This is a genomic window from Rahnella sp. WP5 (assembly GCF_000745615.1).
In the GTDB taxonomy this organism is placed as follows: Bacteria; Pseudomonadota; Gammaproteobacteria; order Enterobacterales; family Enterobacteriaceae; genus Rahnella; species Rahnella aceris.
In genome coordinates this window covers 1-22,110 of sequence record NZ_JQJR01000019.1, presented here as the reverse complement: position 1 = coordinate 22,110, position 22,110 = coordinate 1, and the positions used below count along the sequence as shown (strand labels likewise).

21 protein-coding genes and 1 pseudogene are annotated in these 22,110 nt (G+C 55.0%); 12 read left to right on the top strand and 10 right to left on the bottom strand.

The features are described 5' to 3' along the window. Nucleotides 1-140: 140 nt before the first annotated feature. From EX31_RS15620 to EX31_RS15585, 8 genes are all read left to right on the top strand, one after another. On the top strand, nt 141-1,055 hold the full coding sequence (locus tag EX31_RS15620; RefSeq protein ID WP_013576034.1) for an ABC transporter permease subunit: 915 nt from the start codon (nt 141-143) through the stop codon (nt 1,053-1,055). A gap of 13 nt (nt 1,056-1,068) precedes the next feature. Then, nucleotides 1,069-2,355, top strand: a complete 1,287-nt coding sequence (livM, locus tag EX31_RS15615) for a high-affinity branched-chain amino acid ABC transporter permease LivM (RefSeq protein ID WP_173362108.1) — start codon at nt 1,069-1,071, stop codon at nt 2,353-2,355. Further along, nucleotides 2,352-3,245, top strand: coding sequence for an ABC transporter ATP-binding protein (locus tag EX31_RS15610; protein WP_013576032.1), 894 nt, complete (start codon nt 2,352-2,354; stop codon nt 3,243-3,245). Before livM ends, EX31_RS15610 begins: the two co-directional genes overlap by 4 nt. Beyond that, nucleotides 3,242-3,958, top strand: coding sequence for an ABC transporter ATP-binding protein (locus tag EX31_RS15605; RefSeq protein ID WP_013576031.1), 717 nt, complete (start codon nt 3,242-3,244; stop codon nt 3,956-3,958). The genes EX31_RS15610 and EX31_RS15605 overlap by 4 nt, the downstream gene beginning before the upstream one ends. A 419-nt stretch (nt 3,959-4,377) precedes the next feature. Further along, entirely contained in the window at nt 4,378-6,684 is a 2,307-nt protein-coding gene (gene opgB, locus EX31_RS15600; protein WP_037035540.1) for a phosphatidylglycerol--membrane-oligosaccharide glycerophosphotransferase, read from the top strand. Nucleotides 6,685-6,933: 249 nt separating this feature from the next. After that, nucleotides 6,934-7,776 (top strand): MetQ/NlpA family ABC transporter substrate-binding protein, encoded by an 843-nt coding sequence (locus EX31_RS15595; protein WP_013576029.1) that lies wholly within the window; start codon nt 6,934-6,936, stop codon nt 7,774-7,776. Nucleotides 7,777-7,787: 11 nt separating this feature from the next. Then, nucleotides 7,788-8,942 carry a methionine ABC transporter ATP-binding protein gene (locus EX31_RS15590; RefSeq protein ID WP_037035539.1) on the top strand — a complete coding sequence of 385 codons (1,155 nt, stop codon included), beginning with the start codon at nt 7,788-7,790 and terminating at the stop codon, nt 8,940-8,942. Further along, a complete protein-coding gene (locus EX31_RS15585) occupies nt 8,923-9,579 on the top strand; it encodes a methionine ABC transporter permease (protein WP_013576027.1) in 657 nt (218 codons plus the stop codon). Before EX31_RS15590 ends, EX31_RS15585 begins: the two co-directional genes overlap by 20 nt. A gap of 36 nt (nt 9,580-9,615) precedes the next feature. On the opposite strand, the gene EX31_RS15580 is transcribed toward EX31_RS15585, so the two are convergent. Then, nucleotides 9,616-10,929, bottom strand: coding sequence for an NAD(P)/FAD-dependent oxidoreductase (locus tag EX31_RS15580; protein ID WP_013576026.1), 1,314 nt, complete (start codon nt 10,927-10,929; stop codon nt 9,616-9,618). 225 nt (nt 10,930-11,154) lie between these two features. Continuing rightward, entirely contained in the window at nt 11,155-12,030 is an 876-nt protein-coding gene (locus tag EX31_RS15575; RefSeq protein WP_037035538.1) for a LysR family transcriptional regulator, read from the bottom strand. Nucleotides 12,031-12,114: 84 nt separating this feature from the next. Here EX31_RS15575 and EX31_RS15570 point away from each other — a divergent pair, with 84 nt between their 5' ends. From EX31_RS15570 to EX31_RS15560, 3 genes are all read left to right on the top strand, one after another. Continuing rightward, nucleotides 12,115-13,068, top strand: a complete 954-nt coding sequence (locus EX31_RS15570) for an NADP-dependent oxidoreductase (protein WP_231576062.1) — start codon at nt 12,115-12,117, stop codon at nt 13,066-13,068. 29 nt (nt 13,069-13,097) lie between these two features. Further along, entirely contained in the window at nt 13,098-13,967 is an 870-nt protein-coding gene (locus EX31_RS15565; RefSeq protein ID WP_013576024.1) for an NmrA/HSCARG family protein, read from the top strand. A 237-nt stretch (nt 13,968-14,204) separates the two neighbouring features. Then, nucleotides 14,205-14,558 (top strand): MmcQ/YjbR family DNA-binding protein, encoded by a 354-nt coding sequence (locus EX31_RS15560; protein ID WP_037035536.1) that lies wholly within the window; start codon nt 14,205-14,207, stop codon nt 14,556-14,558. Nucleotides 14,559-14,667: 109 nt separating this feature from the next. On the opposite strand, the gene EX31_RS15555 is transcribed toward EX31_RS15560, so the two are convergent. From EX31_RS15555 to nac, 7 genes are all read right to left on the bottom strand, one after another. Beyond that, on the bottom strand, nt 14,668-15,405 hold the full coding sequence (locus EX31_RS15555; protein ID WP_037035535.1) for an amino acid ABC transporter ATP-binding protein: 738 nt from the start codon (nt 15,403-15,405) through the stop codon (nt 14,668-14,670). A 12-nt stretch (nt 15,406-15,417) separates the two neighbouring features. Then, entirely contained in the window at nt 15,418-16,167 is a 750-nt protein-coding gene (locus tag EX31_RS15550) for an amino acid ABC transporter permease (RefSeq protein ID WP_013576020.1), read from the bottom strand. A gap of 4 nt (nt 16,168-16,171) precedes the next feature. Further along, the gene (locus EX31_RS15545) at nt 16,172-16,867 is read right to left on the bottom strand and encodes an amino acid ABC transporter permease (RefSeq protein ID WP_013576019.1); all 696 of its coding nucleotides are present in this window, start codon (nt 16,865-16,867) and stop codon (nt 16,172-16,174) included. A gap of 50 nt (nt 16,868-16,917) precedes the next feature. Further along, nucleotides 16,918-17,667: an SDR family oxidoreductase gene (locus tag EX31_RS15540; RefSeq protein ID WP_013576018.1), complete on the bottom strand. Its 750-nt coding sequence runs from the start codon at nt 17,665-17,667 to the stop codon at nt 16,918-16,920. 133 nt (nt 17,668-17,800) lie between these two features. Beyond that, nucleotides 17,801-18,583, bottom strand: a complete 783-nt coding sequence (locus EX31_RS15535; RefSeq protein WP_037035533.1) for a LamB/YcsF family protein — start codon at nt 18,581-18,583, stop codon at nt 17,801-17,803. Then, nucleotides 18,580-19,020 (bottom strand): acetyl-CoA carboxylase biotin carboxyl carrier protein, encoded by a 441-nt coding sequence (locus EX31_RS15530; RefSeq protein WP_037035531.1) that lies wholly within the window; start codon nt 19,018-19,020, stop codon nt 18,580-18,582. Before EX31_RS15530 ends, EX31_RS15535 begins: the two co-directional genes overlap by 4 nt. A 140-nt stretch (nt 19,021-19,160) precedes the next feature. Further along, on the bottom strand, nt 19,161-20,084 hold the full coding sequence (nac, locus tag EX31_RS15525; protein ID WP_013576015.1) for a nitrogen assimilation transcriptional regulator NAC: 924 nt from the start codon (nt 20,082-20,084) through the stop codon (nt 19,161-19,163). Nucleotides 20,085-20,453: 369 nt separating this feature from the next. Here nac and EX31_RS15520 point away from each other — a divergent pair, with 369 nt between their 5' ends. Further along, nucleotides 20,454-21,659 (top strand): pyridoxal phosphate-dependent aminotransferase, encoded by a 1,206-nt coding sequence (locus tag EX31_RS15520; protein WP_037035530.1) that lies wholly within the window; start codon nt 20,454-20,456, stop codon nt 21,657-21,659. A gap of 300 nt (nt 21,660-21,959) precedes the next feature. Here EX31_RS15520 and EX31_RS26020 read toward each other — a convergent pair. Beyond that, nucleotides 21,960-22,110 (bottom strand): annotated as a pseudogene (locus tag EX31_RS26020) (IS110 family transposase); the annotation flags it as partial.

Below are 22,110 nucleotides of genomic sequence, written 5' to 3'. Positions count from 1 at the left end.
AAGAACTGGCTCACGTACTTAATGTACGCTCCGGCTCTTGTGCGCTGGCCGGGTCCAAACTGGCTGCAACGATAACGCTTTATCAGCTTTAATGAATGCGCCCTTAGCCAGGCGCGGTCACAAAAAGAGACTGCGTATTTATGGATTCATTCTTCCTGCAACAACTGTTTAATGGCATTACGCTCGGTGCTGTCTACGGTCTCATTGCCATCGGCTACACCATGGTTTACGGCATTATCGGCATGATCAACTTTGCACACGGCGAAGTGTATATGATTTCGGCTTACCTCTGTGCCATCGCGCTGGCGCTGCTTTCCTTCTTCGGGCTTCACTCTTTTCCGCTACTGATCCTGGGCACGCTGGTGTTCACCATCGTGGTCACCGGCGTGTATGGTTGGGCGATTGAACGCATTGCCTATAAGCCGCTGCGTAATTCGACCCGTCTTGCACCGCTGATTTCTGCTATCGGCATGTCACTTATCTTACAAAATTACGCGCAAATCAGTCAGGGGCCGCGACAGCAGGGCATTCCGACCATGCTGGATGGCGCATTCCGTTTTCATATCGGCGAAAGTTTTGTCCAGATGACCTACACCAAAATTTTCATTCTGGTGGCGTCGCTGGCTGGCATGCTGGTTTTATCGTGGATTATCAGTAATACCAAACTTGGTCGTATGTGTCGTGCGGTGCAGCAGGACAGAAAAATGGCTTCCATTTTGGGTATTAACACTGACCGCATTATCTCGCTGGTCTTCATGATTGGCGCAGCGATGGCCGGACTGGCCGGGGTTCTGGTGACCATGAACTACGGCACGTTTGATTTCTACGCCGGTTTCATCATCGGCATCAAAGCTTTTACTGCGGCGGTGCTCGGCGGCATTGGTTCATTACCCGGCGCGATGCTGGGCGGGCTGATCCTGGGGATTGCCGAAGCGCAGTTCTCGGGCATGGTGAATTCCGATTACAAAGATGTGTTCTCCTTTGGATTGCTGGTGGTGATCCTCATTTTCCGCCCTCAGGGCCTGCTGGGCCGTCCGGTCGTGACGAAAGTGTGAGGGAAATAAAATGATGTCACAAACTGCTGTGAACAGCGGATTTTCATTTAAACGCTGTCTGCTGGATGCCATTTTTGCCGGGCTGGTGGCGCTGATTATTTTCGGGCCGGTGGTCGGCGTGGTGCTCGATGGTTACAGCTTTAACTTTCATAGCCAGAGGCTGGTCTGGATCATTGCTGCGGTGATGACGGGCCGCTTCCTGCTCAGTGCATTTTTAGAAACCACGGCCGGGCAGAAAATGCGTGCGCGTTTCGAATCCGACAGCGCGGGCGTCTATGTCCGGTCGCCGGATTATAAAAGTCATCTGCGCTGGGTTATTCCGCTGCTGATTGTGCTGGCCATTTTCTTCCCGTTCGTCGCCACCAAATACATTCTGACGGTCGCCATTCTGGGACTGATTTATGTGTTGCTCGGCCTCGGGCTGAATATCGTGGTCGGACTGGCCGGTTTGCTCGATCTGGGGTATGTGGCGTTTTACGCCATCGGGGCTTACGGGCTGGCGCTGGGGTATCAGTATCTCGGCCTCGGCTTCTGGTCGATGCTGCCGCTGGCGGCGGTGATGGCCGCGCTGGCCGGTGCGTTGCTGGGTTTCCCGGTGCTGCGTATGCACGGCGACTATCTGGCGATCGTGACGTTAGGTTTCGGTGAAATCATCCGGCTGGTGCTGACCAACTGGTTGTCGTTTACCGGCGGCCCGAACGGTGTTTCCGCGCCTCCGCCCACCTTTTTCGGGCTGGAGTTTGGCCGGCGGGCGAAGGAGGGTGGCGTGCCGTTCCACGAGTTTTTCCATCTGACCTACAACCCGAATATGAAATTTATCTTCATCTATGCCGTGCTGGTTCTGGTGGTGTTGCTGGTGTTGTTTATCAAACACCGGCTGACCCGCATGCCGATTGGCCGCGCGTGGGAAGCGCTGCGTGAGGATGAGATTGCCTGCCGCGCGATGGGGCTGAATCATGTGCTGGTCAAGCTGTCTGCCTTTACCCTCGGGGCTTCCACGGCCGGAATTGCGGGCGTGTTTTTCGCCACGTATCAGGGCTTCGTTAATCCGACCTCTTTCACCTTTTTCGAATCTGCACTGATTCTCGCTATTGTGGTTTTGGGCGGTATGGGCTCAACCATCGGCGTGGTGCTGGCGGCATTTGTGCTGACCGTCGCGCCGGAACTGTTGCGCAGCTTTGCCGAATATCGCGTATTGCTGTTCGGCGTTTTAATGGTGGTGATGATGATCTGGCGGCCACGCGGGTTGATCCGCATCAGCCGCAGCGGGTTTGCCGTGCGTAAAGGAGTCGCGCCATGAGCGAAGCGTTAGCGGATAACAACATCCTGAGTGTCGAGCATTTGCGCATGCATTTCGGCGGCATTAAGGCGCTGAACGATGTGAATCTTGCGGTGAAACGCGGATCGATTACCGCGCTGATCGGCCCGAACGGCGCAGGAAAAACCACGGTGTTTAATTGCCTGACAGGTTTTTATAAAGCGTCCGGCGGCAATATTTTGCTCAATACGCGCCGCCGGACGACCAATGTAATCCAGGTGCTCGGGCAGAAATTTCAGCCTGATGACTGGATAAAACCGGCGCAACTGGGCAAACGTATTTTCTACAAAATGTTCGGCGGTACACACCTGGTTAACCGCGCCGGGCTGGCGCGTACCTTTCAGAATATCCGGCTGTTTCGTGAAATGTCGGTGGTTGAAAATCTGCTGGTGGCTCAGCACATGCAAACCAACCGCAACCTGATTGCCGGTGTGCTCAATACGCCGGGTTATCGCCGTGCGGAAAATCAGGCGCTGGACCGCGCATTTTACTGGCTGGAAGTGGTGGAACTGGTGGATTGTGCCAACCGGCTGGCAGGGGAAATGTCTTACGGTCAGCAGCGCCGGCTGGAAATCGCCCGTGCGATGTGTACCGCGCCGGAAATGATTTGCCTGGACGAACCGGCAGCCGGTCTGAATCCGGTTGAAACACGTACGCTGAGCAAAATTATCCGCTTCCTGCGTGATCATCACGACATCACCGTGCTGCTGATCGAACATGATATGGGCATGGTGATGGACATTTCCGACCACATTATCGTGCTCGACCACGGCGACGTGATTGCCGAAGGAATACCGCAGGCTATTCAGAACGATGAGAAAGTCATTGCCGCGTATCTGGGTGCTGATGAAGACGACGAGGTCAGCTTATGAGCGACGCGATGCTGGAATTTCGTGATGTGAATGTGTATTACGGGGCGATTCAGGCATTACAGCAGGTCTCTTTGCAGGTCAGTGAGGGGGAAACGGTGGCGTTGATTGGTGCCAACGGTGCCGGGAAATCAACGCTGCTGATGTCGATATTCGGCCAGCCACGTATACAGAGCGGGCAGATCCTGTTTCGCGGGGAAGATATCAGCCGCAAATCGACACACTTTGTGGCTTCGGCTGGCATAGCGCAATCGCCGGAAGGGCGACGTGTTTTTCCGGATATGACCGTGGAAGAAAACCTGCTGATGGGCACCATTCCCGTCGGGAATAAACACGCGGCAGAAGATCTGCACACCATGTTTGAGTTATTCCCGCGCCTGAAGGAACGCCGTAAACAACGGGCGATGACCATGTCCGGTGGTGAACAGCAAATGCTGGCGATTGCCCGTGCGCTGATGAGTCGCCCGAAGCTGTTACTGCTCGATGAACCGAGTCTTGGGCTGGCGCCTATTATCGTTAAACAGATTTTCCAGACCTTACGCGAACTGGCAAAAAACGGCATGACTATCTTTCTGGTGGAGCAAAATGCGCATCATGCGCTCAGGCTTTCTGACCGGGGTTATGTGATGGTCAACGGACAAATTCGTCTTAGCGGTTCAGGCGAGGAACTTTTACATAATCAGGAGGTGCGGAAAGCTTATCTCGGAGGAATCTGATTTTTCATCTTCAATGCCCGCGATACCCCGTATTGCGGGCGTTCCCGCCAACTTTTTTCCGCATTTTCAACCTGCCTCCACATTTCGCCCACAGTATTCCGCTATCATGCAATTCTTACAGAAAGGTGACCGGAAAGTTAATTTTCTGAGGTATCATGCGGAATTAGCTGTCATGAATTTGTAAAACGTCAGTTTTTTTGGGCACATCAGTGGCCTGAAGCCGTGTTAAGGCGTTGACCCACCAGGATCAACAGGCTATATAGCGCTATCCGTTTTTGGCATGAATTTTCCTGTCTCAGGGATGAAGTAAGTGAATGACAAACGGGTCATTCGCTCGATGAGTTGAACCGTCGGCGCTGCTCGCAAAACAGCAGAAATGGGTCGTAGAGTTTATTGTTTAAATCAGACAGGGTGCTGAAATGGCTTCTGAGATAATTTCCTTCGTATTATTTCTTTCTTCTATTTTTCTCTACGTCACGCGGGCGTCGGCCAGCCGTGTCTGGTTTTCACTGGTGCTGTTTTTCCTCGGGCTTTACGTCATTCTTAACGTCATCCTGATCGGCAGCAATTATTTCACCGGTGAAGGCATCACGGACGCGGTGTTATATACCGTCACCAGTAGCCTGAAAGGGGCGGGGCTCAATAAATATATCCTGCCATTTATCGGTTTACTGGCAGGGCTTGTCAGCGTATTTGCTTTGCTGGCGTGGGGGCTGAAGCAGCGTCGTGCCAAAAACAGCAGCGCGGTCTACAGTGCGCTGGCCGTGGTGCTGGCGGTCTTTTCTGTCGGTTCCACACAGGCATTCCAGAACATCTCCCGTCTGGTCAAAACGCAAATCTCAGGCAGCGGTGCAGATTTTAGTACCTATTACAAAGTGCCCGAAAAAGCCATTAAAGGCGCGAAAAAGCCTAACCTGGTTTATATCTACGGCGAGAGTCTGGAACGCACGTATTTTGATGACAAAGTCTTCCCCGGCCTGACCACCGAATTAAACCGCCATAAAGCGCAGAGTACCGATTTTACGAACACCAAACAGTTGCCGGGCACTGGCTATACCATCGCAGGTATGGTGGCTTCTCAGTGTGGGATCCCGCTGTTTGCGCCGTTTGATGGTAATGCCTCCAGCGCACTGGCGACTTTCTACCCTGAAAACGTCTGTCTTGGCGATGTGCTCAAAGGTGCAGGTTATACCAACTATTTCTATCAGGGCGCTGAACTGGCTTTCGCAGGCAAAGGGACCTTCCTGAAATCCCATGGTTTCGACCATCTTTATGGTTACAACGAATTGCGTCCGACTGTGGCGGACCCGTCTTATAAAAATGACTGGGGCTGGTATGACGACACCTTGCTGGATGAGGTGTACAAAAAATTCGTGACGCTGAGTCAGGAAGGTAAGCCGTTCTCACTGTTCACGCTGACCGTTGATACGCATCATCCGGACGGCTTTATTTCCCGCGGCTGTACCCGCAAGGAATATAAAGTGAACGGTAAAGCCAACCAGTCACTCAGCGCCGTGTCCTGTAGTCAGGAACTGATTGCCGCATTTATCGATAAGATTAAAAAGTCCGGTTATTTCGATAACACCATCATTGTGGTGTCTTCCGATCATCTGGCGATGAACAACACGGCTTACAACATTCTGACCAAACAGAACCGTAAAGACCTGTTCTTCGTACTCGACGGGCGTCATCCGGCAGGGGAGCTGAACGGTGCGAAACGCAGCACCCTGGATAATGGCGCGACCGTACTGGATATGATGGGCGGCGACAACTACATCGGTCTTGGACGCAGCGGTGTTTCTGCGACATCGATGACTGCGCAGTTCCTCAATATTGATGACAAAGTGAATGCCTGGAAACCGGCGGTCATCAAACAGTGGGGCTTCCCGAACAGCATCAAAGACTATGCGGTGAATACCAAAGACAGCACTTTCACCTTCTCCGGCATGACCATCAAAACGCCGTTTATTCTGAAGGTCACGGCAGACAAAATTGAGCCGATGTTTGATGTCTATCTGTCCACGCCGCTGAAAAAACAACTGGCCGGACTGGCGACCAGCGATAACTTTGTCTGGGTTGATAAATGCTACGAAATGGGACGCGTCTGGGCACCAGAGTTGTCGCTCAATACCGGTCTGTGCGTTGCATCGGGGAACCTCGGGGCGAAGCCGACGATCGTGCAGGTCACCGGCGATACCTTCAAAGGTAAAGTGGACTTCGTGAAAGACACCTCGGGCAGCAATGCGATTTATCAGCAAACCCTGAAGACGCTGAACATTGATGATTCCGCCACCACTTATCAGTCGAAAGCCATCGCTTTTATGGTGCCGGGATTGCCCGAGCAGGTAAAAGCGATTACCGGTGTTTCAGCCGTTGAAAACTGGGGACGCTGGTCAGATGCTAATCTGGCACCGTCGGTGAAAATTGATTACGTTAAACCGCTGCCCGCCACCTTTGATGTGGTGATCCGCGCACGGGCTTACGGCAATAACATCGATAAGCCGGTTTCCGTCCGTGTCGGGGATCAGGAGCAGTTTGTCACCTTCGGCGATAAAGACGGTATCGTGAAAGTACAGTTCACCAATCCGGGAGCGGAGCAAAGTATCGTCATCACGCCGCCGGAACCGACCGAACCTACTGAAGGCACCAGCGGCGGCTTCCAGCCTCGTAAACTGGGCATCGGCATGGTTTCTCTTGAAGTTCAGCCGGTGGATCCGCAGTCTTAATCCGCTGTTTACCCTAAACGCTAAAACCCGCTCCGGCGGGTTTTTTATTGGAAGCAAATTGGGGAAATGGCAATTGAAAAAACACTTAGCATTTTTATCGCTTTACTATCCCATTTCGGTTATTCATTTCAAGAATAACTATCATTAAAACAATATTATAAAGAAATAAGCCGATCGGTATACTCGCCAAATTCCTGCACGGAAACACAGCCCGGAGCAGGCATCTCATCACACTTTTGGGGATAGCGTATGCGCAAGACATTCAACAAAACAAAGACCCGTATTCACCGTGCTGTTTTACTGGCTGCGACCTCGGCAGTGATCATTTCCGGCAGCGTGCTGGCGCCGCTGAGTGCGGCACAGGCCGCCGATAAAACCACGGTTAAGGTCGGAATTATCAGCGGGGAGGACGAAGATGTCTGGCGTGAAGTGGTCAGACAGGCCGCAGCAAAAGGTCTGACGGTAAAACCGGTGATTTTCAACGATTACAACCAGCCAAATGAAGCCCTGCAAAACGGCGAAGTGGATGCCAATGCCTTCCAGCATCAGCCTTTCCTCGATAACCAGATCAAAGTGAATCACTACAACATCGTGCGCGTGGGTGATACCGCTGTGTGGCCAATCGGGTTGTACTCTAAAAAAGTAAAATCTGCCGACCAGCTGAAAGAAGGGGCGGTGATTGGCGTGCCGAATGACCCGGCGAACGAAGCGCGCGGGCTGATCCTGCTTCAGCAATCTGGCGTGATCAAACTCAAACCGGGCGCCGGTATTTTCGCCACTACGGCGGATATCACTGAGAACCCGCGCCACGTCACCATTAAAGAGCTGGATTCCGGCATTATCGGCCGCTCCGTGCCGGATCTGGATGCTGCGATTGTGAACACCGACTGGGCGCTGAAAAGTGGCCTGACGCCTGCGGATCGTATCGCGCAGGAACCGGTAAAGAATAATCCTTACAACAACTTCATCGCGGTGAAAACTGAAAATGTGAATGCGCCGTGGGTGAAAACGCTGGTCAGTTCTTACCAGAACGAGGCTGTCAAACAGGTGTTTGATAAGGTCTATAAAGGCACCGGCGTGACGGCCTGGTAAGGATGTAAAGCATGACGATCATCTCTGAAACCGGTGCGCAGTTCACGGCGACGCCTTCAGAAAAAGTCCCTCCACGCCCGGCTAACGCCGGGCAGTTTGCCGGTGGCACTCTGAAAACGCATCAGGATGAGGTGCATGACGTCGTGCGCCTTGACCATGTAAGCCGTCAGTTCGGCACAATTCAGGCGCTGAAAGATGTCTCGCTGACGGTCCGGCGGGGCGAAATCCTGGGCATTATTGGCCGCAGCGGTGCGGGGAAATCCACCCTGATCCGCTGCCTGAACGGACTGGAACAGCCGGACAGCGGCGTGATTGAAATCGAAGGCCATGCCATCACCGGCCTGAGCGAGAAAGCCTTGCAATCAGTGCGCAGCCGCGTGGGGATGGTGTTCCAGCATTTCAATTTGCTGTCGGCCAAAACGGTTGAGCAGAATGTCGCGCTGCCATTGAAAATCGCCGGATACAACAAGGCAAGGCGTCAGGCGCGTGTCGCCGAACTGCTGGCGCTGGTCGGGCTGGAAGATAAGGCAAAGAACTACCCGGCGGCGTTGTCCGGCGGTCAGAAACAGCGCGTCGGTATTGCCCGTGCGCTGGCAGCCAGTCCGGCACTTTTACTTTGCGATGAAGCGACATCAGCGCTCGATCCTGAAACCACGCGTTCGATTCTGGCACTGCTGCAATCCCTCAATCAGAAACTCGGCATCACCATTTTGCTGATCACCCATGAGATGGAGGTGATTAAAAAAATCGCGCATCGCGTGGCGGTGATTAATGGCGGTGAAATTATCGAAGAGGGGCCGGTGTGGCAGGTGTTTGCGCATCCGCAGTCCGCGCTGACCCGTACGCTGTTACAGGGATTATTGCCGCAACTGCCGGAAGCGCTGGCTGAACGGTTGTCGCCGGTACGTCAGGGCGAGGCCATTTACAGCGTCCAGTATGCGGAGCAGGGGCGGCAGGGCGAAATACTCACTCAAATGGCGACGGCATTACCGGGCAAATTCCGGCTGATCCAGGGCGGCGTGGATCATATTCAGCATTATGCCGTTGTGCGTTTCTTCTTCTCAGTGCCGGTAAACGATACGGCATCTGAGCAGGTTGTTTTAGACTGGCTGCGACAGCACCAGGCCACCGTGGAGCTGACAGGTTATGTCTCCGGTAATGATTGATTTACTGATTAACGCCGTCGAAGAAACGTTGCTGATGACGGCAATTTCCGGCCTGTTCTCGCTGATCGCGGGTTTGCCGCTGGGCCTGATTCTGGTGATGAGCAGTCCCGGCGGCATTGCCGAAAATCGCTGGGTTAACCGCTCGCTCGGGCTGGTCATCAATGGTTTCCGTTCTCTGCCATTTATCATTTTGCTGGTGGCGCTGATCCCGGTAACCCGTTTTCTGGTGGGCACATCGCTCGGCACCTGGGCGGCGATTGTTCCGCTGTCGATTACCGCCACGCCGTATTTCGCCCGCGTGGCAGAAGTCTCGCTGCGCGACGTGGATCGCGGACTGACTGACGCCGTTCGCGCGATGGGTGCCAGTAAACTGCGTATTGTCTGGGACGTGCTGATCCCGGAAGCGCTGCCCGGTATTTTGTCCGGATTTGTGGTCACGCTGGTGGCGCTGATTGGCGCATCGGCGATGGCGGGCGCTATCGGCGCAGGCGGACTGGGTGATCTGGCAATCCGTTACGGTTATCAGCGTTTCGAAACGGTGGTGATGATAGAAGTGATCGTCGTGCTGATTGTGATGGTTTGCGGCATTCAGTGGCTGGGGGATCGTATCGTGGCGCGCGTCGATAAACGTCATTAAAAAGCCGGTTATGCGGCAACCGGCTATGTTCAGTCTCTACAACTCGCTGCGTGAACGCCAGCGTTCACGGGCCATAAATCCTTTCACACCGACATCCAGGAACGGGCGCGGCGGCAGATAACTGGCGCGTCCGATGCCCTGCATATCGGCCAGCAACGGATTGTCCTCTCCCAGCGCATGTTCCGCCAGCAACCGCCCGAACGCACTCTGCTTGGAACTGCCGGAACCATTGCATCCCGCTGACGAATACACATTCGGCGCAATATTTCCCCATACCGGCGCGCCGTTGCGCGTAATGCTGATCAGCCCCGACCAGGTGTACGCCATATTGACGTCCTGTAACTGCGGATAAATACGGGCAAATAATGCCTGATGGCGGCGGGCATGACGGCCGGTTTCTACCGCACGGGTCACCAGACCTGGCGTAAAGTTGACGTGCTCACGGATCAGGAAGCGATGGTCAGAGGTATAGCGCAACGTCGCACCCGCCAGTGCATTCACCGGCGTCGAGCCCCACGGCGCAATATCACCGATAAGCTGACGTTGTGCGGGTGACAGCGGTTCAGTCAGTGTTGCAAACGTCGACATCGCGAAGACGTTGCCTTTGAACAGCGGTAACCCGCGTGCTGCTCCATTGATCGCCAGCATCAGTTTACCGGCACGCACTTCGCCGTGCGGCGTTTCTGCATGAATAGTGCCCTGAGTGTCAATCTGCAACGCAGGTGAGTTGGCATAGACCGTGACGTTTGCCGGCAACGTGGCCACCAGCCCGCTGATCAGCGCCGCCGGATTCACCAGAATACAGTTGGGCGTGTACACCGCGCTGCGGTAAAAACCGGTGCCCAAACGCTGACGGAGTGCGGCTCTGTCCAGCAGCTCAAAGCTTTCGCCGAGCGTGGTGAGTTCCTGCTGATAATGCGCGATTTCACCGTCAAACTGCGCACTCACGGCGCAATGGTATTTGCCTGAATTCAGCCAGTCGCACGCAATATCATGTTTATCGACGGTCTCTTTCAGATGATGCAATCCGTACTGTAAAAGACGCCGGTACGCATTGGCGTGTTCCAGCTCAGCCGATGTGCTGCCGACGGTATGCGGTAAATCAATCACAAAACCCGAATTACGGGCCGAAGCGTTATCGGCCACGTCGAGCGCCTCGAGTACCACAACATGCTCATGCGGCCGAAGCTCGGCAATACGACGGGCAAATGCCAGCCCGGCAAAGCCTGCGCCAATCACCAGCCAGTCTGCCGTGACTTTTCCACGTAAAGCCGGATGGCGGGGAATATCACCCCGCAGCGCCGCCCAGCCGTTAATATTTTGATCAAGAGGTAAATGTTTAATTTTCATTGTTCTGTCAGGTGGTTATCCCGGGTGCAATGATCCTAAGGGATAGACGTATAGATGTCTAATGCGGATTAATGCTATCAAAAGAAGGTGAGCTGAATACTGCACAGATAGCGGCTGAATCTGGTCTGTCTGCCACCCCCTGAGAATTTTGCCGGTGACCGGTCGCCTGTCTCCGGAAGTTGGCTATGAAATCCTCCTGTTGCGCGAAAGAAAAAATTGAGAGCGCTATCCGTTGAGAACCAGAGACATGTCCGGGTATCGGGCGCACAGGAAATCGACGAATGCGCGAACTTTTGGCGCAGCAAGCCGCCTGGAAGTATGCAAAACCCAAAGTTCCCGCTCTGCCCCCGACACGATGCCCCACTGAACTAAATCGCCGCGGGCAAGCTGGTTCCATGCGATGGATTGCGGAATGAGGGCAGCCCCACCGCCGGCGATTGCCGCATCGCGGACCATCAGTAACGAAGAAAAGCGCAATTTTGGGATCGGCTCCAGGACCAGTTGCCCGCCATCGAGACTCCAGTGGGCAGGCTGGAAACTCGACGTTACGATGCCGGGCACTGGCCTGATTGCGCCGGGTAGTGGCCTGATTATTTCAGGAGCGGCCACGACAACCAGCCTGTCTTTGGCGAAACACCGTCCGACTAAATTGCTGTCGGGGCTTGGGTTGATGCGGATTGCGACGTCAAATTGTTCCTCGACGAGATCTACCATGCGATCTTCCGCCACGATTTCAATTTCAATTTCCGGGTAGGCCGCACAGAATTCGGCACCAATGCGCCCCATCGCAAGCTGGGAAAACAGGACCGGAGCGGCGACACGCAAACGTCCGCGAGGCGTCGAAACACCATCACCGACCGCCGTCATGGCTTCGGTCACCTCACTCAGCAGGCCTTCAGTCCGGGAGATCAGCGTCGCCCCGGCTTCGGTGAGCTTCAAACCGCGAGCGCTTCGCTCGATCAGCCTCACACCCAGTTGCTCCTCAAGATCTGCGATGCGTCGCGATAGCGTGGCTTTGGAAATGCCGCTTGCGCGGCTTGCCTTACCCAGCCCTTCATTTGTGGCGACGAATATAAAATCAGACAGCGCGTTCAGGTTCATGGTGTTCCATTTATGAGACAAGGTGTCTAAGTTTTAGGATCTTTGTTTTTTAATTGCAACGGAATATTGTCTCGTTATCAGAACTTGCTACGAGGAACCGCAATGAACAACTTACAACGCGCCGTACTGATCCGGCACTACGGCGGGGCAGATGCCGCGCAAGTGGCCGCGATTGAAAAGCCAGCACCGGGACAAGGTCAGGTTCTGGTCAGGGTTCTCGCCGCTGGCGTGAACGGTATTGACTGGAAAGTCCGTGAAGGTCAGGTACGTAATGCCTTTCCGGTTCCTTTACCCATCGTCCTGGGTGCCGAGATGGCCGGGGTCATCGACGCTGTGGGCCCCGGTGCCTCTCGTTTTCGTGTCGGTGACCGCGTCATGGGGGCAATCGGCGGGCTGGGCGCGTACGCCGAGTTCGTGACGATCAATGAAGCAAACCTTTCACCGACACCTGAGGGTCTGGACGATATCCATGCCGCCGCCATTCCCGTCGCCGCCGTCTCGGCCTGGAACAGCTTACACCACGCAGGGCCGCTCTATCCGGGCCAGCGGATCCTCATTCATGGCGCAGCCGGTGGACTGGGAGCTTACGCCGTGCAGTTTGCTAAACGGGCCGGTGCCGAGGTCTTCGCCACGGCGGGCACGGCTGATCAGGATTTCGTACGCAGCCTGGGCGCCGATTATGTCATTGACTATCAGTCCCAACGTTTTGAAGACATCGCCCGAAACATACATCTGGTGCTCGATTACGTCGGAGGTGAAGTGCTGGACCGTTCCTGGCCGGTACTGGCAGAGGACGGCGTTGTGGTCGGAACATCGTCGCCGGACATTCTGGCCCGCACGCCGGCAAACCGCCGGGGTCTCTGGTTTATGAATAAGCCCGATCCGGTATTACTCGGGAAGCTGGCCAACGACGTCGCCAGCGGCACGCTACAGTCCAGAATTGGCGGCGTAGTGGGCTTCGCTGATATTCCCAACGCAATCGAACGTAATCGTACCGTTTCACGGACCGGTAAGGTCGTTGCGGATTTCTCACGTTAACCATTATCACTATCTTGCAGGAGTTAAATATGAGCATTCTCGTTACCGGTGCCACGGGCACCATTGGTTCACTTATCATTCAGGGTCTGGCTGACGCTGGCGCCGGGGTCAAAGCCCTGGTACGCCAGGCGGGTAAGCGCGAGTTTCCGGCAGGGGTTACGGAAGTCGTTGCAGACCTGACCGACGTCGCGTCGATGCGTGCCGCGCTGTCATCGGTACGAACGCTGTTTCTGCTGAATGCAGTTACGCCCGATGAGGTTACTCAGGCCCTGATCGCCCTGAACCTCGCCCGCGAGGCGGGCATTGAGCGTATCGTTTATTTGTCGGTGATCCATGCTGATAAATTCACCAACGTTCCGCACTTTACCGGCAAGCATACGGTTGAACGCATGATCAAAAGTCATGACATTCCCGCCACCATTCTGCGTCCGGCTTATTTCATGCAAAACGACCTGATGGTTCAACAGACGATTCAGAACTACGCGGTGTACCCGATGCCTGTCGGCTCGGCGGGCGTCTCAATGATTGATGCGCGCGATATCGCGGATGTCGCCGTGGCTGAGTTGCTGCGACGCGATAAGGCATCGTCTGCGCTGGATCCTGTCACGCTGGAGTTGATTGGGCCGCAACCGCTGACCGGTGCGTCCGTGGCGAAGATTTGGAGTTCAGCCCTGGGTCGCGAGATTACCTACGGGGGAGACGACGTCACCGCGTTTGAAGGGCAACTCGCCTCGTACGGTCCCAACTGGCTGGCTTATGACATGAGCCTGATGATGGCTGGTATTCAGACGTTCGGCATGCAAGCTGCTGAAGGAACCGCAGAACAGCTACAGGCTCTCATTGGGCACCCGCTGCGCACTTATGAAGATTTCGTTCGCGAGTCTGTTGCCGGGAGCTAAACCGCGAGGCAAAGGGGCGGTTTACTGTCAGGCAGTACGCCGCCGAACAACCGGTAAACGTAACCCAGTCAGGCACTTGTTACCTTGCAGGCATCTTCTCAGGAGGATACGGTATGTACTGGGTTCGGCAGTTCCTCATCCGCACAGGCTTCACCCCGGATACGACTCTGTGCATACCCGCGCAGGCGCTGGAACGGGCTGGTCAGAACGGTATAAACCGACGATACGGGAGTGATTATGAAAAGAGAGTCGTTATTCAGGTACGCGTGGGAACACTATAATTCGGAGCCGGAATATCTCTGGCGTAACCTGCCGGATTATGCCGTGCTTCGTCATCACAATGGTGATAAATGGTTTGGTCTCGTGATGAATGTACCCGGTACCAAGCTGGGGCTGAAAACGGAAGATAAAGTCGACATACTTGAGGTTAAGGTCCGGCCGGAGCACATCGGCTCATTACGTCAGAAAGACGGCATTTTGCCTGCTTATCATATGAATAAAGAGCACTGGGTCAGTGTGATCCTTTCCGGACCGCTGTCGGCAGATGAAATACACGAGCTGCTTGCCGACAGTCATGAACTGACATGCTGATAATATATTCAAAGACAGAGATACCTATGCAGGCGTTATTTCTTAAGCCCCCTTTGATGGATAAGCTCTGAGCGGCGAGGCGCTGCAAAGGAATACGCCACGTGCATAATTAATGGTGCAACAGATCACTTAAAAACTTCCTGGCACGCGGGTGTTGCGGATGATTGAAGAAGTTTTCCGGTTTGGATTTTTCCAGAATTTTCCCCTGATCCATAAACCAGATTGTGTCCGCCACGTCGCGGGCAAAATTCATTTCGTGTGTGACGCACATCATGGTCATACCTTCACGTGCCAGACTGCGCATCACATTCAGGACTTCACCGACCATTTCCGGATCAAGCGCCGACGTCGGTTCATCAAACAACATCACCGGCGGTTTCATGGCTAATGCCCGGGCGATGGCAACACGTTGCTGCTGCCCGCCGGAAAGCTGTGCCGGATAGGCATTGGCTTTGTGTGATAATCCGACACGTTCCAGCAGTTCACCCGCGTGCTTGCGCGCTTCCTGACGTTTCACGCCGAGTACCTTTACCGGCGACATCATGATGTTTTCCAGCACCGAAACGTGCGGGAAAAGATTAAAGTTCTGGAAGACAAAACCGATACGCGTGCGCAACTGATTCAGGCGGGTGCTGGTGCCATGAATATCCATGCCATCGAACAGGATCTGGCCCTCTTCAATAGGTTCCAGCCGGTTCACGGTGCGGATCAGCGTTGATTTGCCCGAGCCGGACGGTCCGCAAACCACCACGACTTCACCACTTCTAATTTCTGCACTCAGGTCGGTCAGCGCCTGATATTCGCCATACCATTTATTAACCTGATTAAATAAGATCATCGGTCGCATCGTCGTTCCTTATTATGATTGAGTCTTCAGCAGTGGAGCCTTCGTCATTTTCTCCGCTTCCGGCATCCGGTTCTGCCGTTTGCGCGTGATACGGGCTTCAAGCTTATTGGCCAGCCACGTCAGGCTGAAACAGATGATGTAATAGCCAATCGCGACAATCGCGAAGACTTGAAAAGGTTTGGTCAGCAGTTGGTTATTCACCTGATTAGCGGCAAAGGTCAGCTCCGGCACATTAATGACGTAACCCAGCGTGCTGTCTTTAATGATAGAAACCAGCTGGCTGACCAGACTTGGCAGCGTGTTGTATAACGCCTGCGGCAGAATAATCAGACGCAGCGTTTTGAAATAACTCATCCCTAAAGCGCGCGCCGCTTCGTACTGGCCGCCCGGCAGCGCCTGAATACCGCCGCGCACGATCTCGGCGATATACGCACTTTCATAAATCACCAGCGTACACAGCATGGTGCTGAAGCCGCTGATGTTGTGACCGATTAACAGTGGAACGCAGAAATATGTCCAGAACACCACCATCAGCAGCGGAATGCCGCGTAAGCCGTAGACCCAGCAGGCAGCGGGCCAGCTCAGCCAGCGGAAAGGCGATAAACGCGCCAGCCCGAGCAGAATACCCACCGGCAGTGCAAACAAAACGGCCAGCAGGGAAATCAGTAACGTACAAAGTATCCCGCCAAGCGGTCCCTGCGGATATTGCCCCATCAGGAACAGCATCCCGTTGTCGTGCAAAATCGTGAACATCTCGAGCATGTGATTACCTCGCGTAGGCCCGCTGGAACCGGCGGGCCAGCAACGCGCCAGCACCCATCAGCAGCAGAGAGAAGAACAGATAACCGGCAGAGGCCACCAGATACGATTCGAAAGTCCGGAACGTCTGGTTTTCAATATCACGGGTCACGTAAGTCAGTTCAGCTACGCCAATGACCATAGCCAGACTGGTGTTTTTGAACAGTAAAACGGTGTGGTTGAGCAGCGAGGGCAGCGCGTTGCGGATGCCCTGCGGTAAAATAACCGAACGCAGCGATCGGGTGTAACTCATGCCCAGCGCGCGTGATGCTTCGGTTTGCCCTTCAGGAATAGCGCGTAATCCGCTGCGGATGTCTTCGGAGAAATACGCCGCCTGACACAATCCGAGCGCAAACATCGAGAACAGAAACTCGGCGTTGAAATCGTTAATCCACATCTGCACAGATTCCGGCAGCAGCGTCGGAATGGCGAAATACCACATCATCAGCTGAATAAGCGTCGGCACATTGCGGTGATACGACACATAGGCGCGGACGAAATATTCGGCGGCGCGTTTGTGCGTCAGCCGGATGACGACCAGCAGCAGGGCAATACACATCGCGAGCAGCCAGGACCCCAGCGCCAGCTTGAGGGTGACAACCATGCCATCGACGATCATCTGCCCGAACTGACCGGTCAGGACTTTGCTGAAATCGAGCGTCATCGTATTTTCACCCTCCTGAATGGTTGAACTGTGGGTTTATAGGAAAAAGATCACAGACCTTCGCCGGGGCGCATGGTGGAAAGGCCACCGGGAACCTGCAACGTCGGGGTGATTTCGATGTTGCCGATGTTGACGGCAATCGGCGCAGAAACGGCAAACGCCACGCAATCGGCGATGTCTTTGGCTTCGGGCAGTTCAAAACCGTCAATGAAACGGCGGCGGGCTTCTTCGTGATCGCCGGAAACATTGCCGAAAATGTCAGTCGCCACGCGACCCGGGCAGATTTCAGTGATGCGCACACGCTTGCCGTAGCAGTCAACGCGTAGCTGGCGCGACAGGGCGTGAACCCCGGCTTTGGTGGCGTGATAAATCGAGTTGCCGCCGAAGTTATAAATCGCGGCAATCGAGGTGATGTTGATGACGTGGCCGCGATCGCGTTCCATCATGCCCGGCACCAGCAGGCGGCAAAGATGCAAAACGGCGCGCAGATTCACATCCACCTGCGTATCCACGGATTCTTCATCGGCGCTCAGGATAGAGCCGGGGCGGGAAACACCGGCGTTGTTCACCAGAATATCCACGCTGATCTCGCTGCACAGGCGCGTCACCGCGTCGAGGTCGCTGACGTCGAGCGCATGCGGAATACAACCGGTGCGGGCGGCGAGGGCGGCCAGCTGATCGGCGCGGCGCGCGACGGCATGAACGGTGATCCCTTCCTGACAAAGGCGTTCGACAATGGCTTCACCCATTCCGGCTGATGCGCCGGTCACCAGCGCGGTTTTGTAATCTGAAAATGGCATTGCGACTCTCCTGTTAAACCGCCGGCTCCATCATGTTCTGCCGGTGGGTGTTTTCTGACTGTATCCAGTAATTCTCAGACGGTATAAGACATAAACCGTGTGAGGCGATAAGAGGGGCTTATAACAGCGTGTTTTACCCTGCCATCAGGCGGCGTTGCCGGGCTGGCGGCATCAGCGCGATGTCCATTTCGGCAATAATTTCCCGCAGCGTATGCACCATTTCGAGGGATTCCGGCGTATCGCCGTGAACCAGAATCGATGTCGCATCCACCGGCAACGTCACGCCGTCGATGCTTTGCACCGTGCCTTCGCGCAGCAACTGGCGGATGCGCGCGCGTACCTGTTCTTTGTCATGAATAACCGCGTCCGGTTTCGTCCGGCTGACCAGCAGGCCGTTGCTTTCATAGGCGCGGTCGGCGAGAAACGTACAAATCACCGGCAAATCCAGCGCCCGCGCCATGCGCTCGACGGCGTTGCCGGGCATCGTGCTGATGATCATTTGTGCATCGAAATTCTTCACCGCCTGCAATAACACCCGCGCCAGCCGGGCGTCTTCGGACACCATATTGCCCAGCGCACCGTGGAAACTCATGTGCGTCAGCGGGTAATCCGCCGCTTTCGCAAAAGCAGAAAGCGCGCCAAGCTGATAGGTGACGTAATGCGCCATCACCTCCGGTTCGATGTGCATCCGGCGGCGGCCAAACCCGGACAAATCGGGGAATCCGACGTGCGCGCCGAGATCTACCTGATACTTTTTCGCCAGCGCGACTGTTTTCGCCATAATCACCGCGTCCCCCGCGTGAAACCCGCAGGCCACGTTGGCGGAGGTGATCAGCGGCATCAGCGCGGCGTCGTCGGCGATGGTGTAATCGCCAAAGCCTTCGCCGATATCGGCGTTTAAATCGATGTATTTCATGCGGCCAGCTCCTCGCAGCGTAAAGTGAAAATCTCCGCGCCGTATTCCACGCAGTCACCGTCTTCCACGGACAGGGATGCCACCACGCCCTGCACCGGGCTGCGCAGCGGCAGATAAATCACGCCGACTTTCAGCAGCCCGAGCAGCGCATCTTTCCCGACTTTTTCACCCGGTTGTGTGAACGGAATTTTGTTGAGCGGATGCTGTAACAACACGATGCCGGGGAAAGGTGCACACACCGCGTCGGGGGCGGTCAGCGCGGGAAGCGCAGGCGTTTCGTCCGGCCTGCGGCATGGCAAAATGGCGGGGGAGACTGGCGCGTATTTCATGCTGACCCGAAAGCCGTTTCCGCTGAGTTCAATCTGGCTCAGGCCGGACTTACGCATCTTTCGTGCGATATCTCGCAACTCGCTGAGTGCTGGTGCTTTTTTTTCCATATCCTTCCCGTCGAAGAGAGAGTGTCCCCGCGCAATAACGACGACAAAACGACCCGCTTTGCGGGCGGTAAAAGCACTCTATCGTGTCACTGCCGACGTCAGGAAAGAGGATTTCGCTTTGCGGTAATAAGGTGCGCTTATTACCCCACCAGCGTCAGTGGCCGGTTATCCACCGTGCGGCTGGCCATCAGCGACAGCAAAATCGCTTTGACCGCTTCGGCGGGCTGGGACAGCGGCAGATGGTCGGACATACAAAATGACAGCGCCGCCTGAATATTCGGTTTATCAATTTTCGCCATCCACGAATCCGAGGCTTTGAGCATCGCGCGGGCGGCGGATTCCGGCATGATCGTGCAGCCTAACCCCGCCGCCAGCGCGGCATTGAGGGTGGTTTGCGATTCGATTTCGCACTTCACGCGGTACGTCACTGCTTCATGGATAAACGCGTCGTCGATGACTTTACGCATGATGTTGTAAATGCGCGGCAGGAACAGGTCATACTTTGCTACCTGCGCCAGGCTGACGGATTTCAGCGGTTTGCTCAGCGCGTGCGGGCAGACGAAATACAACTCTTCTTTCATCAGCGGCATAAACCGTAATCCGTGAATTTCCCGGTTGCCGTAAATCACCGCCATATCCATCCGGCCATTCATGATCAGCTCGCTGAGCGTGGTGCCGAAGTTTTCATTGAAATACAATACGATGCCCGGATATTGCCGGTGGACTTCTTCCATCAGCGGCAATGCCAGTTGCTGTGCGGCGGTGCCCGGCGCAAGCCCGACGGAAACGCTGCCCGAAAGCGCCAGCGCCGAGCCGTCAATCGCGCTCTGGGCCTGATCGCACTGGCGCAAAATGGCCTGCGCGTGGATATACAAAATCTTGCCCGCTTCGGTCGGCGTCACGCCGCGTTTGGTGCGGATCAGCAGTTGCTGATTCACTTCGCCTTCCAGCGTCGCGAGTTGCTGACTGAGCGCAGGCTGCGCAATGTGCAGGATATCTGCGGCCTGAGTGAGGCTACCCACATCGACAATCTTGATAAAATATTTAAGGCGGCGGAGATTCACGATGGCATCCTCATCACGGAAACAAGTGGTGTTATAAGTAATGTGTATGAAGCAAGATGAGTGCCAACACGCACTAACAGGCTGATTTATGTCCGATATCCGGTTTTCCTTCTGATTTACCCGCCGATTTATTCACTGTATAGCCGGATGTTTTCTGCCTTTGCGCAGCCTCCCGAATAATGAAAATCCCTGCCTGCACTGCGCCGGTGCAAATTGCCTGATTTGCGCGTTCAGCCATTGTTTTGTGTTATGTCACCACAACAAAGCGCTATTGGTCGGCGCGGTCCGTTCCTCATTACTCTTTCCCCTGAAGTGCCTCATCGCTGTCCGTCTTTTTACGTTCGATAAAAACAATGGAACCCCAGGACCATGCCTGATATCGCCGATCGCTTAAAAAATGTCTCTGTTTCTGCCTCCGTCGCCATGACGCAAAAGGCCCGTGACCTCGCAGCCGCAGGCGTGAACGTCATTGCGCTTTCTACCGGTGAACCGGATTTCCCGACGCCCCCTCACGCCACGGAAGCCGCCTACGCCGCCGCGCTCGGCGGTGATACCCGTTATCCGCCAACTGACGGAACCCCGGCGCTGCGGGCGGCCATTGCGCGTAAATTTCAGCGCGATAACAACCTGAATTACGACGTGAGCCAGATCCTCACCGCAGGCGGCGCGAAGCAAATTATTTTTAACGCGATGCTGGCGACGATTAATCCGGGCGATGAAGTGGTGATCCCGACGCCGTCGTGGATTAGCTATGCGGATATCGTCAAATTCGCGGGCGGTATTCCGGTGCCGGTGGCCTGCCCGGAGGAGAACAATTTCAAGCCGTATCCGCAGGACATCGACGCGGCGATTACGCCGAAAACCAAGTGGCTGCTGCTGAATTACCCGAGCAATCCGACCGGTTCCGTGGCAACCCGCCAGGAATTGCAGGCGATGGGTGAGGTAATGCTGCGCCATCCGGGCGTGTGGATCCTGACCGATGACATTTACGAACATCTGATCTATGACGACGTGACATTTTATACGCTGGCCGAAGTGGAACCGCGTTTGCTCGATCGCGTGCTGACGGTCAACGGCGTGTCGAAAGCCTATTCCATGACCGGCTGGCGCTTAGGTTTTTGCGGCGGCCCGCAAGATCTGATTAAAGCCATGAGTAACGTGAACACGCAAAACAGCGGCGGCGTCACCACACTCACGCAGGCAGCGGCGGTCGCGGTGCTTAACGGCCCGCAGGATTTACTGAAAGAGCGCGCCGAAATCTACCGCCAGCGCCGCGATTACGTGCTGGAGCGGTTAACGTCCGTGCATGAACTGCGCTGTCATAAACCACAGGGCGCGTTCTATCTGTTCGTGAACATTGAAGGCTGCATCGGGAAAACCACCGCAGGCGGGCGTCACATCAATAGCGATGCCGATTTCGTGATGGCGCTGATCGAAGAAAAACACGTCGTCACTGTGCAGGGCGCGGCCTACGGCATGAGTCCGTATTTCCGCATTTCGTATGCGACCAGCATGGAAGTTTTGCAAGACGGCTGCGACCGGATAGCAGCGTTTTGTGCGGAGCTGAAGTCATAACGTCTGAGTCAGAACCATAAAAATCTATGGTCACCCCCGTTTTTGCAACGTTGATTTTGATTTATGATGGGCTTGCTTAAATCTATACGGCGTCTGATGGGCAACCTTACGTTGCCCGCGCCATGATGAAGTCCGCGCCTGCAGAACCTTAAAAAGCGGACGGCTTCAAAGAGCCATTTTTTATGTCAGGTTCATCCGCAGGTCGCTGTGCCGTTCATGTCATCAATAATCGGTCGTCGCAAAACCAGAAAGTCACTGCGTAATGCCTAAGAGCTAACAGTTCGTCCCTGTTGGCTCTTTTTATTGGATAAAAGCTGTGCGATGGGTTGTCACCGACCAGGCTATTCGGGCCAGTTTGTTGGCTAACCCGCAGGCCACTACGTTCGAGTGATGCCGCGAGAGCTGGGCCTTCACCTAGTCAGCCAGCCGCCCCTGATTGTGTTCAGGTCGT

Coding starts and splice junctions, on each gene's coding strand:
- EX31_RS15620 (WP_013576034.1), top strand. CDS start 141: ATGGATTCATTCTTCCTGCAACAACTGTTTAATGGCATTACGCTCGGT.
- livM (WP_173362108.1), top strand. CDS start 1,069: ATGTCACAAACTGCTGTGAACAGCGGATTTTCATTTAAACGCTGTCTG.
- EX31_RS15610 (WP_013576032.1), top strand. CDS start 2,352: ATGAGCGAAGCGTTAGCGGATAACAACATCCTGAGTGTCGAGCATTTG.
- EX31_RS15605 (WP_013576031.1), top strand. CDS start 3,242: ATGAGCGACGCGATGCTGGAATTTCGTGATGTGAATGTGTATTACGGG.
- opgB (WP_037035540.1), top strand. CDS start 4,378: ATGGCTTCTGAGATAATTTCCTTCGTATTATTTCTTTCTTCTATTTTT.
- EX31_RS15595 (WP_013576029.1), top strand. CDS start 6,934: ATGCGCAAGACATTCAACAAAACAAAGACCCGTATTCACCGTGCTGTT.
- EX31_RS15590 (WP_037035539.1), top strand. CDS start 7,788: ATGACGATCATCTCTGAAACCGGTGCGCAGTTCACGGCGACGCCTTCA.
- EX31_RS15585 (WP_013576027.1), top strand. CDS start 8,923: ATGTCTCCGGTAATGATTGATTTACTGATTAACGCCGTCGAAGAAACG.
- EX31_RS15580 (WP_013576026.1), bottom strand. CDS start 10,929: ATGAAAATTAAACATTTACCTCTTGATCAAAATATTAACGGCTGGGCG.
- EX31_RS15575 (WP_037035538.1), bottom strand. CDS start 12,030: ATGAACCTGAACGCGCTGTCTGATTTTATATTCGTCGCCACAAATGAA.
- EX31_RS15565 (WP_013576024.1), top strand. CDS start 13,098: ATGAGCATTCTCGTTACCGGTGCCACGGGCACCATTGGTTCACTTATC.
- EX31_RS15560 (WP_037035536.1), top strand. CDS start 14,205: ATGAAAAGAGAGTCGTTATTCAGGTACGCGTGGGAACACTATAATTCG.
- EX31_RS15555 (WP_037035535.1), bottom strand. CDS start 15,405: ATGCGACCGATGATCTTATTTAATCAGGTTAATAAATGGTATGGCGAA.
- EX31_RS15550 (WP_013576020.1), bottom strand. CDS start 16,167: ATGCTCGAGATGTTCACGATTTTGCACGACAACGGGATGCTGTTCCTG.
- EX31_RS15545 (WP_013576019.1), bottom strand. CDS start 16,867: ATGACGCTCGATTTCAGCAAAGTCCTGACCGGTCAGTTCGGGCAGATG.
- EX31_RS15540 (WP_013576018.1), bottom strand. CDS start 17,667: ATGCCATTTTCAGATTACAAAACCGCGCTGGTGACCGGCGCATCAGCC.
- EX31_RS15535 (WP_037035533.1), bottom strand. CDS start 18,583: ATGAAATACATCGATTTAAACGCCGATATCGGCGAAGGCTTTGGCGAT.
- EX31_RS15530 (WP_037035531.1), bottom strand. CDS start 19,020: ATGGAAAAAAAAGCACCAGCACTCAGCGAGTTGCGAGATATCGCACGA.
- EX31_RS15520 (WP_037035530.1), top strand. CDS start 20,454: ATGCCTGATATCGCCGATCGCTTAAAAAATGTCTCTGTTTCTGCCTCC.